This window comes from Methanosarcina sp. 1.H.T.1A.1 (assembly GCF_000979295.1).
Classification (GTDB): Archaea; Halobacteriota; Methanosarcinia; order Methanosarcinales; family Methanosarcinaceae; genus Methanosarcina.
The window spans coordinates 18377-37879 of record NZ_JJQY01000029.1 but is presented as its reverse complement, the minus strand read 5'-3'; the positions used below and the strand labels follow the sequence as shown (position 1 = coordinate 37879).

20 protein-coding genes are annotated in these 19503 nt (G+C 44.7%); 5 read left to right on the top strand and 15 right to left on the bottom strand.

Features of this window, described 5'->3' with window-relative positions; all coding sequences use genetic code 11:
- The first annotated feature begins 56 nt into the window (after positions 1-56).
- A complete protein-coding gene (locus tag EO95_RS03530; RefSeq protein WP_235282843.1) occupies positions 57-755 on the top strand; it encodes a cyclase family protein in 699 nt (232 codons plus the stop codon).
- A 35-nt stretch (positions 756-790) separates the two neighbouring features.
- Here EO95_RS03530 and EO95_RS03525 read toward each other — a convergent pair whose 3' ends face one another.
- On the bottom strand, positions 791-1390 hold the full coding sequence (locus EO95_RS03525; RefSeq protein ID WP_048132239.1) for a hypothetical protein: 600 nt from the start codon (positions 1388-1390) through the stop codon (positions 791-793).
- Between the two features lie 319 nt (positions 1391-1709).
- On the opposite strand from EO95_RS03525, the gene EO95_RS03520 reads away from it, so the two are divergent.
- Complete coding sequence (locus EO95_RS03520) at positions 1710-2063, top strand: hypothetical protein (RefSeq protein ID WP_048132212.1); 354 nt, start codon at positions 1710-1712, stop codon at positions 2061-2063.
- 133 nt (positions 2064-2196) lie between these two features.
- On the opposite strand, the gene EO95_RS03515 is transcribed toward EO95_RS03520, so the two are convergent.
- From EO95_RS03515 to EO95_RS03455, 14 genes are all read right to left on the bottom strand, one after another.
- Positions 2197-2751: an XTP/dITP diphosphatase gene (locus tag EO95_RS03515; protein ID WP_048132211.1), complete on the bottom strand. Its 555-nt coding sequence runs from the start codon at positions 2749-2751 to the stop codon at positions 2197-2199.
- Positions 2744-4465, bottom strand: coding sequence for a bifunctional N(6)-L-threonylcarbamoyladenine synthase/serine/threonine protein kinase (locus tag EO95_RS03510; RefSeq protein ID WP_048132207.1), 1722 nt, complete (start codon positions 4463-4465; stop codon positions 2744-2746). The genes EO95_RS03515 and EO95_RS03510 overlap by 8 nt, the downstream gene beginning before the upstream one ends.
- A gap of 45 nt (positions 4466-4510) precedes the next feature.
- Positions 4511-7573 (bottom strand): tetratricopeptide repeat protein, encoded by a 3063-nt coding sequence (locus EO95_RS03505; RefSeq protein ID WP_048132205.1) that lies wholly within the window; start codon positions 7571-7573, stop codon positions 4511-4513.
- Between the two features lie 566 nt (positions 7574-8139).
- Positions 8140-8301 carry a hypothetical protein gene (locus EO95_RS17430; protein WP_156161095.1) on the bottom strand — a complete coding sequence of 54 codons (162 nt, stop codon included), beginning with the start codon at positions 8299-8301 and terminating at the stop codon, positions 8140-8142.
- A 678-nt stretch (positions 8302-8979) separates the two neighbouring features.
- Complete coding sequence (locus EO95_RS16950) at positions 8980-9129, bottom strand: 30S ribosomal protein S27ae (protein WP_048137678.1); 150 nt, start codon at positions 9127-9129, stop codon at positions 8980-8982.
- 21 nt (positions 9130-9150) lie between these two features.
- Positions 9151-9456 (bottom strand): 30S ribosomal protein S24e, encoded by a 306-nt coding sequence (locus tag EO95_RS03495; RefSeq protein WP_048132201.1) that lies wholly within the window; start codon positions 9454-9456, stop codon positions 9151-9153.
- Entirely contained in the window at positions 9437-10024 is a 588-nt protein-coding gene (locus EO95_RS03490; protein WP_048132199.1) for a GTP-dependent dephospho-CoA kinase family protein, read from the bottom strand. The genes EO95_RS03495 and EO95_RS03490 overlap by 20 nt, the downstream gene beginning before the upstream one ends.
- 1 nt (position 10025) lies before the next feature.
- A complete protein-coding gene (gene spt4 / locus EO95_RS03485; RefSeq protein ID WP_048132197.1) occupies positions 10026-10211 on the bottom strand; it encodes a transcription elongation factor subunit Spt4 in 186 nt (61 codons plus the stop codon).
- A gap of 23 nt (positions 10212-10234) precedes the next feature.
- Complete coding sequence (locus tag EO95_RS03480) at positions 10235-10822, bottom strand: DNA-directed RNA polymerase (protein ID WP_048132194.1); 588 nt, start codon at positions 10820-10822, stop codon at positions 10235-10237.
- A gap of 61 nt (positions 10823-10883) precedes the next feature.
- On the bottom strand, positions 10884-11249 hold the full coding sequence (locus EO95_RS03475) for a PIN domain-containing protein (RefSeq protein ID WP_048132192.1): 366 nt from the start codon (positions 11247-11249) through the stop codon (positions 10884-10886).
- Positions 11246-12472, bottom strand: a complete 1227-nt coding sequence (locus EO95_RS03470; protein WP_048132190.1) for a translation initiation factor IF-2 subunit gamma — start codon at positions 12470-12472, stop codon at positions 11246-11248. Before EO95_RS03470 ends, EO95_RS03475 begins: the two co-directional genes overlap by 4 nt.
- 405 nt (positions 12473-12877) lie before the next feature.
- Positions 12878-14041, bottom strand: coding sequence for a formate--phosphoribosylaminoimidazolecarboxamide ligase family protein (locus EO95_RS03465; protein ID WP_048132189.1), 1164 nt, complete (start codon positions 14039-14041; stop codon positions 12878-12880).
- Between the two features lie 305 nt (positions 14042-14346).
- The gene (locus EO95_RS03460) at positions 14347-15090 is read right to left on the bottom strand and encodes a stage II sporulation protein M (RefSeq protein WP_048132187.1); all 744 of its coding nucleotides are present in this window, start codon (positions 15088-15090) and stop codon (positions 14347-14349) included.
- Positions 15091-15160: 70 nt separating this feature from the next.
- Positions 15161-16030, bottom strand: a complete 870-nt coding sequence (locus tag EO95_RS03455) for a DUF63 family protein (RefSeq protein ID WP_394297345.1) — start codon at positions 16028-16030, stop codon at positions 15161-15163.
- Positions 16031-16938: 908 nt separating this feature from the next.
- Between EO95_RS03455 and EO95_RS03450 the strand changes: the two genes are divergently transcribed.
- The 3 genes from EO95_RS03450 (at position 16939) to EO95_RS03440 (ending at position 19444) form a co-directional block, all read left to right on the top strand.
- A complete protein-coding gene (locus tag EO95_RS03450; protein WP_048132183.1) occupies positions 16939-18009 on the top strand; it encodes an NAD(P)-dependent glycerol-1-phosphate dehydrogenase in 1071 nt (356 codons plus the stop codon).
- A 277-nt stretch (positions 18010-18286) separates the two neighbouring features.
- Complete coding sequence (locus tag EO95_RS03445) at positions 18287-18736, top strand: UPF0179 family protein (protein ID WP_048132237.1); 450 nt, start codon at positions 18287-18289, stop codon at positions 18734-18736.
- Between the two features lie 75 nt (positions 18737-18811).
- Positions 18812-19444 carry a DUF2150 family protein gene (locus EO95_RS03440; RefSeq protein ID WP_048132181.1) on the top strand — a complete coding sequence of 211 codons (633 nt, stop codon included), beginning with the start codon at positions 18812-18814 and terminating at the stop codon, positions 19442-19444.
- Positions 19445-19503 lie beyond the last annotated feature (59 nt).

Sequence of the window (19503 nt, the reverse complement as noted above, 5' to 3'; positions counted from 1 at the left end):
AACAAAGTCCAAAAAAGTCAGGACAAGGTAGGAAAGAGATGTTTGCCCCGGAAAAAATGCCAGTTAAGGGAAATATCATAGATGTTACAGTCCCTATTTCATCTCTCACTCCGATTTTTCCAGGAGACCCGGAGCCTTCAATTGAAAGGGTCTGTATTCTCGAAAAGGACGGGTGTGCAGTATCCAGATTGAGTTTCGGGAGCCATACCGGCACGCACGTTGACGCTCCGTCTCACATCCTGAAAGATGGACTTTCAGTTGATAAACTGGACCTTGAGAGCCTTATGGGTAAGGCGGTTGTTCTGGATTTATCCCGAAGAAATGGGGCATTGACAGACAATATTCTTGAGAAGGCTTATAATGACCAGAAAATTACTGAACGCGTTTCTATCCTCCTCCTGAAAACAAAGGCTTCTTTCCGGAATGAACAAAATCCCGAAATTCCTGGCTTTCAGGCAGGGAAACCCGATAGAAAAGAGGAATTTGAGGAATCTGCATACCTCGATGCAACTGCTGCAACCTGGATTGTCCGGAACGGGTTCAAAACAGTAGGAATTGATGAATTTTCCGTGGACAGCCTCTACTCAGAAAGCCTGCCTGCTCATCACATGCTTCTTTCAAATAACGTGAACATCGTGGAATGTCTTGACCTCAGCTCAGTCGATACAGGGATGTATTTTTTCCTGTGCCTGCCCCTTAAAGTTGAGGGTTGCGACGGAGCCCCGGCAAGGGCATTACTTATTTCTGACTCCTGATTTCTGACTCCTGATTTCAAAACCAGGCCATTGTTTCAGAATCTGGCCATTGTATATTTTATGCCGTCCAGGGTAACCATTTCAAACCGGAACTCGCCCGAAACCGGGGCTTCTATTACCACGCCCGTACTTTCGAGCACTGAAGCCTTCTGGCTGCTGTCCTGGCTTTCGGCAGGAATCCAGATGCCTTCCGAATTCTGTATGCCCTTTATAAAGTGGATGGGTTTTCCTTCAAGCAGCATTCTTTTTTTAACCCCGTTTTTGTACTGGTAGATTAGGGTGTTGTTTTCCGGAACCCACTCGGAATCGGTCAGGTTGCCATTACATTCCTGGTCGGGGTCCACTCCGAAACTGATGTACCTGACAGACGGCGGGAGAGAAAAGATCAGGGTGCACATGCTCCCCTCAGGGCTGTACCTGTCTGCAGGGTTTCGGGCATATCCTCCCTGGATCGAGAGAAGGGAAAGGGAAGCAGTTTCTGCCTGGGCTTTAATCTCCGCTTCCTGAAGGACGGGAGAGGCTATATTCCAGGCCTGGGCCAGAAGGAGGACTACTGCAGCCAGAAGCCCAAGATAGACTACGAGTTTAAGGGGGATCGTATCTGCGGCCACAGTGTCGGAAATAATTTTTTTCATGTAATTGTAAATGACTTTCACATAATAAAAAATTTTACTCGATAAGAAGAAGTTTTCTGGCAGCTAAAATCTAAAAGGAAAACTTGAAGATAAAGAGCAGGCTAAAAGATAACAGGAGACGACTGACAAAAGCAACCTTGAATAAAATAATGCTCAAAAGATAAACCTGATAAAAAGATAAACTGAAAATGAAAAGTACAATTCATCGGAACACACAGGAGGGTTTGGGATAACCGAAGAATGCGAGGAAAATCTGCTATGCATTCCTTTTTCTGAGGAGCAGCTTGAGGAAATCAAAAAGTATGCAGCCCTTAACGGCATGGAAGTTGAAGAATTTATAAAAAACGTTTGCCTGACTCACTGTCTCCAGCAAATGGAATACGTCCACGGGCAAAAGCCAGAAGGACCTGAAGCTGGAGAAGGGGCTGCAAAATCGGAAAACGGGTCAAAAACCGAGCCAAAGAAAATCGATATTAAAGGCAAAAAGCCTACCTCAAAAGATCTGCTTGACGGGCCGCTCGTCCTGGACCAGCAGTGCATAATGGATTTATTTGCAATCAAACGAGAGTTCGGCCATACTTCAAATAACAAGATCATTACTGTTGCCCTGAAACTGGGTTTAAATCAGCTCAGTGTGGCCCTTGATATGCTCAAGCACAAACTGGAAGAATAAAAGAAAGTGAAAAAAGAGAATAGAAGAATAAAATAAAATGAAAAAAGAGAATAGAAGAATAATATTAAGTGAAAAAAGAGATAAAGTTAAGAAAATGGCCTTTGCAGGCAATTTTTCTGAAAGTGCAGGGTTTTTAAGCCCTGCTGGTAAACCATTCCAGGAACTTATCGACAGCCCTGCGCCGGTGGGAAACCTTATTTTTCTCTTCGTCCCCGAGTTCCCCGAAGGTCATGCCCTGGTACTCGAAGATAGGGTCGTATCCAAAACCGCCCATGCCACGCTCTTCGTATGCGATTTTCCCTTCCACTATTCCAGGGAAAACCAGGGGCTCTTTTCCGGGTTCGCAATATCCGATTACGGTTTTAAAATATGCGGCCCTGTCCTCTTCTCCATCCATCATTTTGAGCACTTTAGGATTTCCCAGTTTGTCTTCCACAAAACGGGAGTATGGGCCCGGAAAGCCGTTTAAGGCATTTATGAAGATCCCGGAGTCGTCTACCATCACAGGCATGTTCAGTTTGTTTGCAACATACTGTGCCCCGTAAGCCGCGATCGGTTCAAGTTCATCTTCCTGGAGTTCCGGATAACCATTTTTGTTCTGGATTACCTCGATTCCGAAAGTTCCGAGGATATCCCTTACTTCGGCAAACTTGCCCTTATTTCCCGTAACAAAGACGATCTTATGCATAGCGAGCCCTCTTTTTTATCTCTTCAACTCGCCGGAGTACATCCTCTGAATCTATAAAAGTACTTCCATACCCTTTTTCGAAAGCTTTAACAAGGGTTTCGTGGTCGCGGTGAGTACTTTCAAAAGTCTGGAAAAGCACATGGACATCCACACCTCTGGCTTCCAGGCTTTTGTCAAAATAAGCAAGCCCGAAGTCAATGAGGTAAAGCCTCTCGCCCGCAAGCAGGAGGTTTGAGGTGGTAAGGTCTCCGTGCACTATACCTGAACTGTGCAACTTGCCCACAAGCTCTCCGACCTTTTCCGAAACCTCGGGAGTTATAAGATACTTTATGGGGACTCCTTCGATGAACTGCATTTTGAGCTTGAATTCCTCAACATCGTAGATGATTGGCGTAGGTACTCCCGTGCGCCTGGCTTCAGACATCAGGCGGGCTTCTGCCCGGTTCCTTTCTCTCCTTATCCTCTCATCTATCTCTCTGTGCCTGTAAACCTTAGGGACCCTTTCCTTGACAAGCACCTTCTTCCCTTCAGGTCCATCCTCAAGGTAAACAACAGCTTCAGCCCCACTGTCCAGCATTTCTCCGGGGGGAGTCCTGAAGAACGTCTCAGGAGAGATTTCAGGGACCCTTTTCATACCCTCTTCCTTTATCCAGGTCACTTTCACATCATCGGTCCTGAAACTCGGGTTCACGCGCGAGTCTTCAATGGAGAGGGTATTTCCGGACTTATACATCAGGAGCCCGGTATATGCGATCATTGTCCCGTTGTCGCCCATGAAGCGTTTTTCGGGCACATAGAACGTTGCATCCCTGGCTTCACACATCTTGTTTAACATCTCGCGAAGCCTGGTATTTGCACCCACCCCGCCTGCCAGCAGCACTTCCTTTTTTCCTGTGTGGGCAAGGGCTCGTTCTGCAACCTCCACAACCATTGCAAAAGCTGTTTCCTGATAGGAATAACAGACATCTTCAAGCGAGGCTTTTTTCAGGGCTTCGCTTGAAGCAGTTGAGAGTCCGGAAAATGAGAGGTCCATTCCTTTAATCACATACGGGAGATGGATATATTGCTTTGCGTCTTTTGCGCATGCCTCGATTTTAGGCCCTCCCGGGTGAGACAGGCCTGCTCCCCGCGCAAATTTATCAAGGGCGTTTCCAAGGCCAATATCAAGAGTCTCGCCAAAGACCCTGTACCGCCCTTCCATATATGAGATAACCTGGGAATTTGCCCCGCTTACATAAAGAACTACAGGGTCCTTTGCAGGGGTTTTCCAGATCCCTATTTCTATATGAGCAATGCAGTGGTTGACCCCTATAAGAGGAATACCCAGGGACAGGGAAAGCACCCTGGCTGCGGTTGCAACAGTCCTCAGGCAGGGTCCGAGTCCGGGGCCCTGAGAAAAAGCTATGCCGTCAATATCTGAAGGCTCTACCCCTTTTCCTTTTGCCTCTGCAAGGAGTTTTTTGATAACACTTGCTGCATATTTTGCATGGTGCTGGGCGGCTTCCCTGGGGTGGATTCCGCCTTTTTCGGGTTTATATGTCTCTGTGACCTCGGCAATGATCTCGGTCTCGGTCACGATTGCGGCACTCAGGTTCCAGGCAGTGCCTTCGATTCCAAGGATGAATGTGTTTTTCACGGCTTCCACTCTCCTTCCGGTGCGTCTCCTCTGCTTGCTATCACTGCCTTCGATAATATCGGAGAGGGTTATATACATTTGCTTTTCCGGTTTCTTTTCTCTGGCTTCAAAACTTCCCGAGCTTCAAAACTTCCCGAGTTTCTCAATGCTTTCTCTCATGGGTTCCGGAGAGAACAGGCTTTTTTCAAGCTTTTCCGTAAACCCTTCCAGAATGGATGCAGGGATGTCAAAGTCCGGAGGCGGTGGAGTAAGCGTTTCAAGTTCAAGTTCTTCTTGTTCCGGCCTGCCAAATCCGAATGCCGGAAGGAACAGGAGGGCGGACAAAATCAAAATCGAGCTTACATACTCTTTTTCATAAAGCGCCCATAAGACATTGTTTTCACCAGGCTGGTAAAAAATCTGGCTTACAATGGATGCCGGCCAGGATACAATGGGGAGGGTTGAGGCTGCGGGGTGAGACAGCAGCAAGCTGAAGATCAAAAGGAAAATTAACCCGAATCCTGCTTTTTTAATAAAACCGTATGTTCCCGGAGCAAGCCACCATTCCCACCAGGCATATCTACGATTTCTTGAGCGGATACTTTTAAGGAGCAGGGTTGCAGGCTGTTTTACCTTCCTGGAATTCTCAAGCTTCAGGCATTCTTCGAGCCTTTCCGAAGCTTTTCGGAAGTAACGGATCTTGCAGTAAAAAAGTCCCAGGAAGTACAGGGCATAAGCTTTCAGTTCGTTGTCTTCGGGTTCCTGGCAAATGGCTGCCTTTTCAAGTTTTCCGGCAGCTGCAAGGAGCATGTACCTGAAACGTGCACTATTTTCCTCAAAAGAAGCTTCTGCACACATATACCTGGCGTATGCATCCCAGAGCAGGAGCCTCTGGTCTTCCGTATCCAGGGCAAGAGCTCGCCTGAAGGACTCAAGAGCGTCTTCACATGCCTGTTCTTCAAGCTCTACTCTGCCTTTCAGGCTCCTTGAGAAGGCATTCTCCGGAGCTTCTGCTATTGAAGCTTCAAGCTCTTTTAAAGCACCCATGCTGTTCCCGAGCCTGAAGTAAATCTCTGCAAGCCCGTTTCTGGCATGAATGTTCTTCGGGTTTGCTTCAGTTGCTTTCCTGTAAGCCTGAAGGGCTTTTTCAAAACCTCCCTGCTTAGAAAAGGCAAAACCCAGCAGGCAGGAGGGAAGATCAGGGTCCGTCTTCTCTACTGTGGACCTCTCAAGGACCTCGGCAGCCTTCTCAAAATCCTGAAGCCTTATCAGGGCAAAGGCTTTCATTACCGAAGCCGTGGCATCTTTGGGATCGAAGATAAGGGCTGTATCAAACGCTTCCAGGGCTTTTTTCCATTCTCCGCAGTGTGAAAAAACAATACCTTTCCCGGAACAGGAGATTTTCCCGTTTCCGGAAAGCTTTCTGGCACTCTCAAAAGCTTTCAGGGCGTCTTCATATCTGCCAAGAGCGTCAAGGGCAAAACCTTTCGCGGTCCTGAGCATTTCCAGCACGGGCTTTTTCCCGGCAGGGTCCAGAATCCGGGACATCTCCACTTTTTGTTCTTCACCGGGCTTTCCGGCTTTTTCTGTGCCTATGGTTGTGTAAAAAATCTCTTCTGCCTGCTCAAAAGCCTCCAGAGCTTCTTCATATTTTTCAAGGCATATGAGGGCAATTCCTTTGTAGACAAGGGGAGATATGTCCTCTGATCTGTGTTTTGCTGCTCTGTCAAAAGCTTTAAGTGCTTCTTTATATTCTCCAAGTTCGACAAAAGCAAGCCCCCTGTATTTCCAGCCCTTAGCCCCGATTTTATTTTCAGGAAGCTCCTCGGACAGCTCAAGGTATTTTTTAAAAGCTGTCTGAAGCTGGTTTTCAAGAGGCTCTTCGGTATTATTTTGCCTGGTTTTAAGCCTGGAGAGGGCGACTCCGCGGTTGTAGCGGGCAGGCAGGCTGTCATAATCAAGTGTAAGGAGATTTTCATAAGCTTCGAGGGCTTCCCTGTACTTCCCGAGTTTGCAGAGTACATTTCCCTTTCCGTTCCAGGCAAAGGCATTCTCTATATCAAGCCTCAGAGCCTTCTCAAAAGCCTCAAGAGCTCTGGAACAATCTCCAAACTCATAATAGGCCTCCCCAATACCGCTCAGGATGCAGCTATTTTCTGGCCCGAAGGAGAGGGCTTTTTCGTAAGCTTGCATTGCTTCGTAATATTTTCCGAGGGCAAGGAAGCAGCTGCCCATCCCCTCCCAGCCTTCTGAATTCTCCGGGTCTTCTTTAAGGGTTTTACTGAATGAATCAAGTGCCTGTTGATAGTTTCCAAGAGCCAGCAGGGCTTTTCCCCTGTTAATTTTTGCTTCAGTAAGGGAGCTGTCCATCTGAAGTACACTTTCAAACGCCTGAAGCGCTTCCCCATACCTTCCCAGGCTTCCGAGCAGCTTGCCTTTTTCTATCCTGTTTTTTACGTTCATGGGCTCAAGAATAAGGCTTTTTTCAAAAGCTTCAAGCGCTTCTTCTTTTTTTCCAATGCCTTCCAGAATTTTCCCCTGAGTTTCCCAGGCTCCTGCAGAAGCAGGTTCAAGTTCCAGAGCCTTTTCACATGCTTTCAAAGCTTCCCTTCTTCTTCCCAGGGAAAGGTATGCTTTTGCCTTGCCTTCCCAGGCCCCTGCATGTAAGGGTTCCAGTGCCAGTGCTTCTTCAAAAGCTTCAAGAGCTTCCCCACTCTTTCCCAGAATGTAGAGGGATACTCCCCTGTAGTACCAGGCTCCAGGGTTTTCAGGATTTATTTCAAGGGCTTCTGAAAGGGCTGAAACTGCTTCGATATGCTTTCCAAGCCGGTTTAAGGCAAGCCCGGTGTAGTAAAGAGCTCCTGCATGGTTTGCGTCTCTTTCAAGCACCCCTTCGAAAGCCTCCAGAGCCTGCTCCGGAAGGTTCAGGTACCCGAGTGTAAGCCCCTTAAAGTAGCGGGCAGAAACATTGTCCGGATCAAAAGCAAGAGCCCTTTCAAAAGCCCCCAGAGCTTCCTCCGGTCGATCCAGGTACCGCAGTATATTTCCCCTGTATTGCCAGGCAACTGTGTCCTGAGGGTTTATCTCAATCAGGGCATCGAAAGCTTCAAGAGCCTTTTCAAAATTTTTCTCTGACCCGATCGGATTTTTCAGGTTCAAAAGAGCAAGTGCTTTACTGTACCAGGCTCTGGCATAAAGAGAGTGCATGGTGCCTCGGGAATTGTCTTCTAAAAATATTTGTGTGGAATTATATATGCGCCCGGCTATATATACGACTACAGAAAATAGTTACTGATTTGCTAAATTTGAGATCTCGATTGAGCTTCAGGTTTCATTAATGGGGATTTATTCCAAAAAGGGCTTATTCATAAAAGAGTTTGTCCAAAAAAAGATATTTATGTGAAGATAATGGTTGATGGTTCTCTGTTATCAATCGGTATATCTAATAAAAGGAGGTAGTAAAATTGTCGAGGAAGAGGGATTTTACAGCTACATTAATTTTTTTTTGATGCTTTTATTTATTTTGATTCGTTTTTTAAGCTCATTTCAGAATTAGGTTTCTCATTAAGGGATTTATAATAAAGTATTCTAATTTTTTAGATATCATCATTTATTTTAGGTTTTATTAATATCTATAAATATATATGATCTAAAATAAGCTGCTATTAAATTTTATTTTAAACATCTTATATTAAATACCATTTTATGCTTTATAAAGTAAATCTCCGGAAAATAAAAAAACAGCTTTTTTTAGATGCTAAACCAATAGTCATTCACTCTTTCTTTTCCGGCGGAAGCTTGAAGATCAGCCTGACGTTCTTTAAGGTCAGGTTTTTTATGATAAGGGGTTTTGGCCCTAAACCTTTTATTTTCAGATTTTTTATGTTCGAGTCTTTTATTGTGATAATTTTCGTTCTCGTGTTTTTCTCTGACATGTTATCCCTTTACTTTTCTGATGTCCTTTAAATTCAGGTTCTTTATAATAAGATGTTTTGGTCTCAGACCCTTTATTTTCAGGCTTTTTACGTGAATGTTCTTTACTCTGATTATTTTTGTTTTCGTACTTTCCTCAGGCATATTTTATTCCTCTCCTTGCTAAACAGTGTCTTTCAGCTTTCGGACTATATTTTGGATGAAGTATAATATTCTGAAAATAACTTGTTTTTTATCCATTGTTTTAAGTTTGAGACATCTTTCCGTAGGTGTCCTCAAAAAATGATATAACTTAAAGATATTACTTCCAAATAGAAATTAGCATACAAAATAGATAAATTATTGCATAAAAATATTCCTAAAATATAACTTAGCGATATTTAATTAGGTAAATAATTGGGGTCTAAAAAAATATAAATATTGAAAGGAGACCTGCGACAACTTAAGTGGAAAAAGTGAACCGAATTTGGCATAATCTGCAAAGAAAAGACTTGAGATATTTCTCAGAAAAGACTTGAGATATTTCTCAGGAAAGACTTGAGATATTTCTCAGAAAAGACTTGAGATATTTTAAAAAAGACTTAAGATATTTTCCTCCGGAAGAGGGCGTAAGTGAAAGGAGCCGCAGGAAAAACTCCTGCGGCTCGGGTTGAAAAATGAGTTATGATTTCCCAAGCGGGTTATTTCTTGAATTCGGTGTAGCCGCACTTTCCGCAGGCGAGGCGGTTTTTGTGTTCGGCAAGGAATACACCTGGTCCGCATCTGGGACAGAACTGTTTGAGTCTGGTTACGGAGTCGCCCTGGACTTTGTAGTAATCTTTTACTGCCATGTTTATACACCTCAGTAAGGCTTACGCCTCTTCTTCCTCAGTTTCTGCTCCGGGGGCAGGGTTTCTCTTCAGGACGTATTCCAGTTCTACTGCTTTCATGCGGCTTGCATCTTCGTAGAGCTTGGCATAACCCTTGCTTTCCTGCATTCCGTACTCTGTGTTGATCCTCTGGATGATCAGAAGTTCAAGGGGAGCATTCAACATTGCAGCAAGCTTGTTCCGTACATCACTTCTGGAAGGAGTAGAACCTTCATATTTCACAATGAAATCCAGTTCCCTTCTGTTTAAAAGTGCATTATTTTTATCTTTAAGGATCTTTATGTCCATCTAAAATTCTCCGTATCTTATCCAATTCATTATTCTGATTTTTGCTGATGAGCTTTTCAAAAAGAGCCCTTATTTCTTCCTTCTTTTCCTCGGTGACCTCTACAAAGACCACACCCTCATCGGGTTGCCCGTAAAGGACCACAGACCCCAGCGGAGCCATAAGGATTACCGGAAGGGTTGCCAGATCCTCTTCTCCTTTTACAAAAATGCGGAGAAGCTTTTCTGAGGCAAACGCTTCGCAAAGGGTTTTTATCAGCTCATCGGTGATAATCCCTGCGGGATTGTCAACCGAAACTTCTTCATAGACCTTATCCCTGTTCCGGGCCGACACATCTCTGGATACCGGTTTCCTTTTGGTACGGTCATCCACAATACAGATGTCCGGAATAATCCCGGCTTCGAGCAGGTGGAATGTAGTAACATCCCCTACGGATATAAGTTTTGTGGGGCTTGCAAGCTCCCCTACAAACTTTTCTATGGTATCCCTGCCCTTTCCCCTATATAATGTACCAAGGGGTCTTTTCATAAGTGGGCGAAGTTCTCTCGGAAGTTCGATATGAACACTCAACTCAGCGCACCTTCAAGGCAAATCTATCCGGGATGTCAACCCCGAGTTTTTTTGCGATTTCCGAGCGTTCTGTGTCAAGAATTATCACAAGTCCACTCCATTCTTCTGCAAGGTCTGAAGTTCCGCAAACAGGACAGGTTTGCCCTTCCAGGACCCTCAGGCAGTGTCGACAGACTTTTTCTGGCATTGCAATCCTCTCTTTTGCCTTCTTTATTCAGGCAGTCTTTCACCTGTGACTTCCTGAGGCTGCTTCTTCCTGCGGGCTTCTTCGAGCCACTGCAGTTTTCCAAGGGCAGTCTGGCGCATGGTAAGCCCGATCTTGCTTTCTTTCGGTTCCCTTTCATTGATGCTTACTGCAACAATTCTGGCTCTTACATGATCCCCTTCAGCAATTGACTTGCCTCCGGTTTTAGTGACAAGCCTTGCGTTTTTGGCATCATAGGAAATAAAGTCGTCAGTAATCTGGCTTACGTGGAGCAGCCCGTCCATTGGACCCATTCCTATGAAAACTCCAAAGCCGACGGCTTCCACGACCTCACCTTCGATAATCTCCTGGAGCTCTGGAATAAACATTACTGCTTCGAATGTCACATCATAGTATACGGCCCCGTCTCCGACGAGGATATGCCCTTCTCCTACCTCGTCGATATTGTAAACCGTGACAAGGGAGCCAAGCTTTTTGTCAACCTGCCCCTCAAGTTTTTCCCTTAACGCGTTTTTAATGGTAGGCATCACTTCTTCCCCAAGAAGGGTGGGAGGGATACGAACAGTATCAACGAGTTTCATTAATTTATACATCTGCTAATCACCCGTAAACCTAATCAATGGAACTGCTGCCCGGAAATGTCCGGTGGGGTTTTCAGACAACGTCAAGTCTGTTTTTCTGGCGCAGAGACACGGCCTGAACCCTGTGTTCTGCAAGCCTGCGCTTCAACCCTATATCATTTGTCAGAACAGCCGCTTTCATCTCTCCCGCGAGCCTGAGAATAACGTCATCCGCAGGCCCCGTACCGGCTATTCGCTCGCACCTGGTCATCATGGACCTGGCAACCTTTGCGGCTGTTCTGTCTGAACCTTTTTCCCGCTTTATTAGTTTTTCGATTTCAAATACAACAGCTTCAGGCACATAGAACTCATTAAAACCCAGCCTTTTCAGTTCTTCGAAAATATCCACTCCGAACTGGACAGGGATCATGAACCCGTTAGTATCGATTATGATTTTCAACTCTTTATTACCCCTACTCCAATGAGCCTCCAGCGGGAATCGATTCTCCTGCTGATAGCAACCATCGCCCCGACTGCTGCACTTATTGGGCGTTTGAGTGACACCTGTGCTTCATTTTTCCGGGCACTTGTGACCACACCTACAGTCGTTGCGGTTCCTATATTTAACATAAGGGGTTCACTGGTCTTGATTTCATTGATCTTTTCTTCCTTGGTGACTCCCACAACCCTCTCAAGCAGGTGCAGTTCCATGACAAACTGATGCCTGGTCTCAGGAAGAGTGCCTGGTATGCCTGCGATCTGTCCGGTTAAAGAGTCACCTTTTGTCAGGGTAGGGTCAAGGTAGGTTCCAACAGCCAGAAGACCTCCGGGAGTTGCTTCCTCGACCTTTGTTGCGCCTGCAAAAATGGATGAGACCGTGGTCAGGATAGGAACCCATTTAGTGCTGCCTTCGGTTGTGATTTTTATTCCGGGCCTTATCTCAAGTTCGTCGCCGGGATGAAGTAAGCCTTCTGTAAGGGTGCCTCCGATAACTCCTCCGCGGATTTCATCAATTGAGGCTCCGGGCCTGTTAATGTCAAAAGAACGGGCAATCAGCATGCTGGCAGGCTTGCCTGCTTTATGTACTGGAGTCGGGATCTGGGTTTCCAGGGCATCGATCAGGATATCGATGTTGATGTTTTGCTGGGCTGAGATCGGGATTACAGGTGCATTTTCTGCGACCGTGCCTTTGACAAATTCCTTTATCTGGTGGTAGTGCTCGACAAGGCGTTCCCTGGATACAAGGTCAATCTTGTTCTGCACGATAACAATGTTTTCAATCCCTATTATGTCCAGAGCCATAAGGTGTTCTTTCGTCTGGGGCTGCGGGCATTCTTCGTTTGCGGCAATTACGAGCACTGCTCCGTCCATGATTGCAGCTCCTGAAAGCATGGTTGCCATCAGGGTTTCGTGCCCAGGGGCGTCTACAAAGGACACTGTCCGGTATTCTTCTGTTTTTTCTCCGCAGTTGGGGCAGGTCTTTTCCACAGTATAACACTGAGGGGCAGGGCATTTCGGGCATTTCATGAATGGGGAGTCCGCATACCCCAATCTTATCGAAATCCCTCTTTTTACTTCTTCACTATGCGTATCCGTCCACACGCCGGATAAAGCTTTAACAAGTGTGGTTTTTCCATGGTCGACATGGCCTACCATGCCGATATTAACACAGGGCTGACTCAAGTTGTAGTTTCCTCCAGTAGAGTGAAGATAATCTGATATAAGGCAGGTATTCTGATATAAGGCAGGTATTTATCCGAAATCTGCACCTTCAGGGAGTTTAACTGCTTTTTTCCCTCAGGCCTGCAGACTTCAACTCTAAAACTAATCTAATCCCTAATTTTCACTATGTGATCCTTGGTTTTATTATAATCTGTAACTTGAAGCGGGATTTTACTGGGACGGGCTTTACATGAGCCCGAACCCGTTCCCCCGGGCAAATTCTGAATTTCCAAGCTGGAAACCCGGGCAAGTTCTGTCATTAAATTTTTAGTTAAGGCTTGAATCTAACAGATTCAGATGATACTTTTAAAGTTTACGGTATCCTGCACAACTCATATCTACTAATGCCGGAAAGCCTTAATAAATTTATGTGACGATCATATCAAGTTTCTCGAGCTCCAGAGCGCGCCTTATCTCAAAGGCAAGTCTTCTGCCCGTACTCATCGGTCTTCTCCAGAGTGAGTTGCCGTAGGAATGCCCGACTGACATATGCACATTCGTCCCGCCGCCTACTCTCGGGGCCACATCATAAATATAGAAATTCAGGTCCTTGTCCACGCAAGTCTGGAGGCAGAAAGGCCCTATAACTCCAGGTGCGTAGTGCTCCTGAGTGGCTTTTACATACTTTTCTCCCATTTCGAATACTTTTTCAAGGAGGGACTCGCGAAGAGTTGACGAGTTGTGTCCGCAGACCGTATATTCCGGGGTGAGCTGGTGCTTGGCAAGAGCCATCTGCTGAGGGGCAGGGAGCCTTACATGCCCGTCCAGGCTGGTCTCAAAGCGCCAGTCAACGCCAAGGAGCTCCAGCTTGCTCATTTTCGGCTCTATTGGGGAGTAGAACATATCAAGGTTGAACACAGGCCCTATAATATAACGCTCGATCCTGGCAGTCTCAAGAGCTTCACGCGTAATCACTCCCTGTTTTATAAGGGCTTCGGATTTTTCCAGGTATTCCCCGTAGCTTGAAGCCGTAAAAAATCCCCTTTCGAGTGTCTTTACTGCATGAGGAAGCTTTACCATTACGAGCTCGTCAATGTCCTCTGGAGACTCTATTTTTTCCGGGAACGGAAGCCCTGCTTTTTCGAGGATCCAGTAGTAGCTCTGCTGCTCGCTTCGTTCCTCGCTCCTGAGAAGGTTCCTGCTCCCTACCATAGGCACTCTGAAATTTTCTTCGATTTCATCTATGCTGCAGTAGGAAGTAAAAGAGCGGTTAGGGATAAAAAGCACATTCTCGTCAACCAGTTTCTGCTGATTCTGGGGCAGGAGAATTTCGTTATACTTCTTAAATACAACTGCCTCATCGACAATTCCTCTCTTTATTTTCCCATAAGGGTCCCTCTGAGCTCTGAAGTATTCGGTGTAGGTCTTCTCCCTTCCTGCCTGGCAGACTGCAAGGGTCCTGAAATCTTCTTCAACTGCTCCGTCGCAGATGTCGAGTCCTGAGTGAGAGGCAATGGTCCCTACTTTAATCTTATCAGCATGCGCGTAATAGCCTTCAACGATTTCCTTAATTTCTTTCCTGTCAATCATATATAATGTCCCTCAGCTTTTTCGAGGTGTTGATAATTCTGTGAGATGGTGATCAGGTCTGATACTGTGTGATTCTTAACCTGATATGTGATTCTTAACCTGATATTCGAGACGAGATGCCTGAAGTACAGATCCCGGCGGTAGCTTGCCAGGTTTTAGGAAACAAAAGCTCTGATTGGATTTTTCCCCATTAACGGCTTTACCTATTAAAACCCTTTCTAATAGAAGTAATCGTTTATATAATGAAGGGTAAGCTGGAGTGGCTGTTTTGTCCTCTCACAGTAATCTTCACGTTTACCCGATTTTTAAAGGAAACTCAGGATCAGAGGTGTAATAAAGGCCTCAACTACTGCTGCCAGAAAAAGAAGAGGCACGATCCAGTGGAAATAAAATCTGATCCCTTCTTTAAATTCTTTTTTGATCTCAGTAGGCCTGCCTATAAGGGCAGAGAAAACCTGGTGCCCGAGCCTGACCCCTATCCCAGCTGATATGAAGACCATGGGTAGTTCCACGATCCCGTGCGGGAGAAGGGCAAGGAAAATAAAAAGCAGGCCTTTTTCCTGGGCTACGAGGTTAGAGATAACTCCTACAATATATCCATTAAAGGCGATAAACATTACCGGAAGGACACCGAAGACAAGCCCGAGTACAAGAAAAAGCAGGCTTACAAAGGCATTGTTGAGAAAGATTCCAAGCATAATGACTATCGGAGGCTTATCCATGAGGGGTGCGAAACGGGAGCTGAAACCTTCCATGAGCGTATCAGCCATATCCGGAAAATTTGCCGATGAAGTATAGCCTGCAAATAGAGCCCCGAAGAACACAAAGGTAATGAATATTACATATGGCCAGATAAAACGCAGGTAGCTGGTAAACTCAGATACCTTTGAGGTACTTCTTCCTCCTGGCCGGAATTTTGTTTCTCCGTGGGCAGCTAAAAAGGCATTTTCCGCTGGAGCATATATTTTTTCCTCCCTCTCCCCTTCAGGAGTTTCTGCTCTTACTTCTCCTTTTCTCTCCCGTAAATAATAGTCTTCCTCTCTTTCCATGTTTATCCCCAATAAAGACTTAATTTATTGAATCCCGGTGTCCACTGCAGGTACCTGTTTACCCTTTATTTCAGATTCCCAGCATCATTCGGATTGTGTTCCGGGTTGCCGGAGAAAGCCCGAGGATCAAAATAACCATTTTAATAAGCATTTTCAGGTTGTTTGACTCCTCATCTTTCTCAAACTGGGTATCAAGTGCATAAAGAACCCCTACGAAGATAATTAGTTTTAATGGATACATAACCAATGCAGTATCAGTAAGTTTAATGAGATAAGAGGGAAGCACGTGTTTTTCAAAGTACCCCAGTTTATCTATCCCTATGTATGTCGAAGAAGCATCCAGCATATGGGCCAGAAGGATAGACAGGTTCAGAGGGTCGGTAAATATCGAGGATTTTAAGCGGCGCGCAACCATGTAAAAGGTAAAGGTCAACCCTATCCCTGCTCCAAGCACAAAGACCGGAACGTAAGCAACTACAATGTTCTCATAATATAGCAGTGTGCCGAGGTTTAATAAAAACCATGCCAGCCCGAAGCCTGCGAAAACGGAATGATACTCTTTCACAAGCCCTGCTTTCTGCAGCCGGATTGAGAGCCAGAGGCAGGCTACGGTTATCCCGAAAACCAGGAAATAAATATTCGGGGTTATAAGCAAATAGGAGAAAGGAGGGTGAAAGATGCCTGCGGGGGAATCTTCAAGCACGCGCAGAGAAGAGCCTGCAAGTACGAATGGCAGGATTGAGAGGATGAACCTGGGTGTTATCTTTACTTCCAGTTTTTCAAGGAGCCTGAAAACCCCGAAAATACAAATGCCCAGTACCACTGCCCAGGTAAAAGTGTTTACAAGGTTATACCCGTCATCGGTCCTTATGGGATCCAGATAGTAGGTATTGATAAATTGTGATATATTATCCGTTAAATAACTCATCTTATCACTCATTCAAAATGGCAATAGCCTAATACAATTAATACTTACTGTACATAGCTGAATTTGTGTACTGGCTCATATATATGAAACAAACTTATTTCCGAACTATAAATGTAGTAATCTCATGTAGTAATCTCAACTGGTGAACGGTGTTCGGTTTAATTACAGATATTTCTTTGCCTTCTCGAAGCTTTGTTTCCGGAAAAGCAAACATTTTATACGGGCGTATTATTCTACATATATTATATTACTATATTTATATAATTAACCTATGTAATTGTATCTGTTAAAAGGTAATAGTTAACAGACTTATCAATAGAGAGAAGAGAGAGAATTGATTTAAGTAAATTCCCCTGGCGAAATATCCATGTTTTATCATAGTCAGGTACCTAAATTCCTGACATAAGCCCGGACGAAAAGTTAAATAAGGTAAAAAGGGTGCGGAATGGACTGATCAGAAGCATTGCGTTCTTAATATCATCTGAGAATTAAGGTAATGAATTAAGTTAATGAATTAAGTTAATTAATTAAGTTAATTAATTAAGTTCTCCTATTAAACCAGGTATATAAACCAGGTATATTATATTCGATAAGTTGTTTATATTTGATAAGTTGTCGATGTTTTCTGCAGTTATTATCATCTGTCAATATCAGATACCTGTATAGTTATCTGCTGGTGTTAAATACCCGGATGATTAGAGATATCTGCAGTGATAGTTGAGATGTTAATCTTCAATAAGTAGTCTTCAAGTAGTCTTCAATAAGTAATCTTCAAGTAGTCTTCAATAAGTAATCTTCAAGTAGTCTTCAATAAGTAATCTTCAATAAGTAATCTTCAATACCGGCTGGCTTACACCTGCCGTTTTTACGAAATAAAGTATACACTATAATCTTTATCACAACTAAAAAATCATGCGGGTATGAAATTGACCATCAATAAAAACAGCGCAAAATGGATGCAGCTTCCAAGGGACGTGCTGATTGGGCATGGTGTACTTGAGGAAATTGGAGATGTCTGCAGGGACCTGAAACTGAAAGGAAATGCGCTGATAGTGACCGGGAACACTACCCTGGACGTTGCGGGTAAAAGAGTGAGCGACCTCCTGGAAAACGCAGGGTGCAGCGCAGAAACGGTTCTTACCTGTAGGGCAACCATGGAGGAAGTCGAGATAATAATGCAAAAAGCCCTCGAGACAGAGGCGACTTTTCTTCTTGGAGTAGGAAGCGGCAGGTCTATTGACCTTGCAAAACTTGCTTCCACACGGCTTGAACTTCCTTTTATCAGTGTGCCGACGGCAGCTTCTCATGACGGCATTGCATCTTCCAGAGCCTCGATAATTGACAATGGAAAAAGCTCTTCCGTACAGGCTCAGGCTCCTATGGCCGTAGTTGCGGACACAGAAATTATCTCGGCGGCTCCTTTCCGATTTCTTGCAGCTGGCTGTGGAGACATCATTTCCAATTATACGGCAGTGATGGACTGGGAGCTTGCAAGCAGACTCCGAAACGAGTACTTCGGGGAATACGCTGCAGCTCTCTCTCGCATGGCTGCACGGGTGGTAATAGAATCTGCCGATTCGATTAAACCAGAGCATGAGAAGTCTGCCAGGCTTGTGGTAAAAGCCCTTGTCTCGAATGGAGTTGCAATGAGCATTGCAGGTTCTTCAAGGCCGGCTTCGGGATCGGAACATATGTTTAGCCACGCCCTTGACAGGATTGCCCCAAGGCCTGCATTACACGGAGAACAGTGCGGGGTTGGTACAATCCTGATGATGTACCTGCACGGAGGAAACTGGCAGGAGATCAGGGATGCCTTAAAAAAGATCGGGGCTCCTACGACTGCAGAAGAACTGGGCATAGAAGATAAATATATAGTCGAAGCCCTGTTACATGCACACAGTATCCGCCCGGACCGCTACACAATTCTCGGAAACGGTCTTACTCCTTCGGCAGCCGAGAAAGTTGCAAAAATCACAAAGGTCATAAGTTGAAAAGTTGTTTTAACTCAGGCCAAAGCAGAATCTCAGCAACTGTTTGAAATATCATAAAAATAAACAATGATATATCAGAACCTTTTAAGCTGGGGTTCAGATTTTATAATAATTAACGGCTCACGCGAGTCTTAATTAATTTAATTTATTTATGATCTGGCTTAAATTCTTTACTTCAGGTCTAATCTCAATTTTCAATTCAAAATATTTCGGGATAAGCTCCAGGAATCCCGATAATTCAATAAATGCCAGAATAAATTTAAATGGAAGAACTATTATGACAGAAAGCGATACCAAAATAACACTCATCGGATCACGGCTGGCAAGGGAAGGGCTGGAATTCATATTCAAAGGTGAAATGCCAGAATGCAAGAAATGCCGGCTGAAGAACACCTGCCTTAACCTTGAACCCGGACGCAGGTATAGGGTCGAGAGAATAAAAAGTAAAGACATACATGAATGTTTCCTGCATGACAGCGGGGTACTTGCTGTGGACGTCAGCAGGGCTCCTATCCTGACAACTATGGAATCGAGAAAAGCTGTTGAAGGGGCAAAAATTATGTATGAGCCCACCAAATGTGGCAAGAGGGAGTGCGGTGTGTATGAGCTCTGTCACCCGGAAGGGCTTTTAAAAGGGGACAAATGCAAAATTGTAGATGTCCTTGAAAGCCTTGACTCAAAGTGTGAAGCTGGCAACTCTCTAAAAAAAGTGAAACTTGCCTGGTGAACATAAACAAACACCTTTTAGTAATAGTAAGATCGATTATTAATTAATAAAAAATGTATATAAGCGGTGTTATAAGTGCCTGAACATGATATGAACCAGGTCCCCCCCTATGAATTTTATACCCAAAAGCGCTGGGAAAACTGGCTCGGACGGGCAAGGGAAAGCGGTTTTCAAATAAAAGAGACCGAAGAAGAAGCCGGGAAGGAAAGCGCTGTATTCGTCAATATGGTTGATGATGTGATCCTTGCTTGCCTGAAAGTAACCGTTCGCTTTGAAAAAGATCTGCTCTCTAAAGAGAAAGCTTTAAAGATTCTTGAGGAGATCAGGGATATCGTGCTTTCCGAGGTCGAGCCAATTTCTGAAGATATCGACCTTATGGTCGATTCGGTACAGACCTCTCTTATGGGGGCACTTGTCGCCTTTGAATGCTATTTTATGGGTGACTATGAGGATGAATCAAATCTCGAAGAACTTATAAAAGAAGCTGTCGATGCTGAAGCCTCGGATAACCTTGAACTTGCTCTTGATTACACTGCACAGTGCGGTGCAATCGTGCTCAAAGGACAAAGCCTGCCTGAAGAGGTTATGGCTGAGCTTCCATACGGCATTGTTGCAGAATGGCTTGATGGGATTGACTCAATCTCGGCAGCAATGGTAGGAAGTGACAGTTATAAAGAATTTGATGAGGACGATGGGGAAGACAGTTAACATCTTCCTCTTCAATTTGTATGGAAAAAAGTAAGTTTCACATATTTGCTGAATATTTA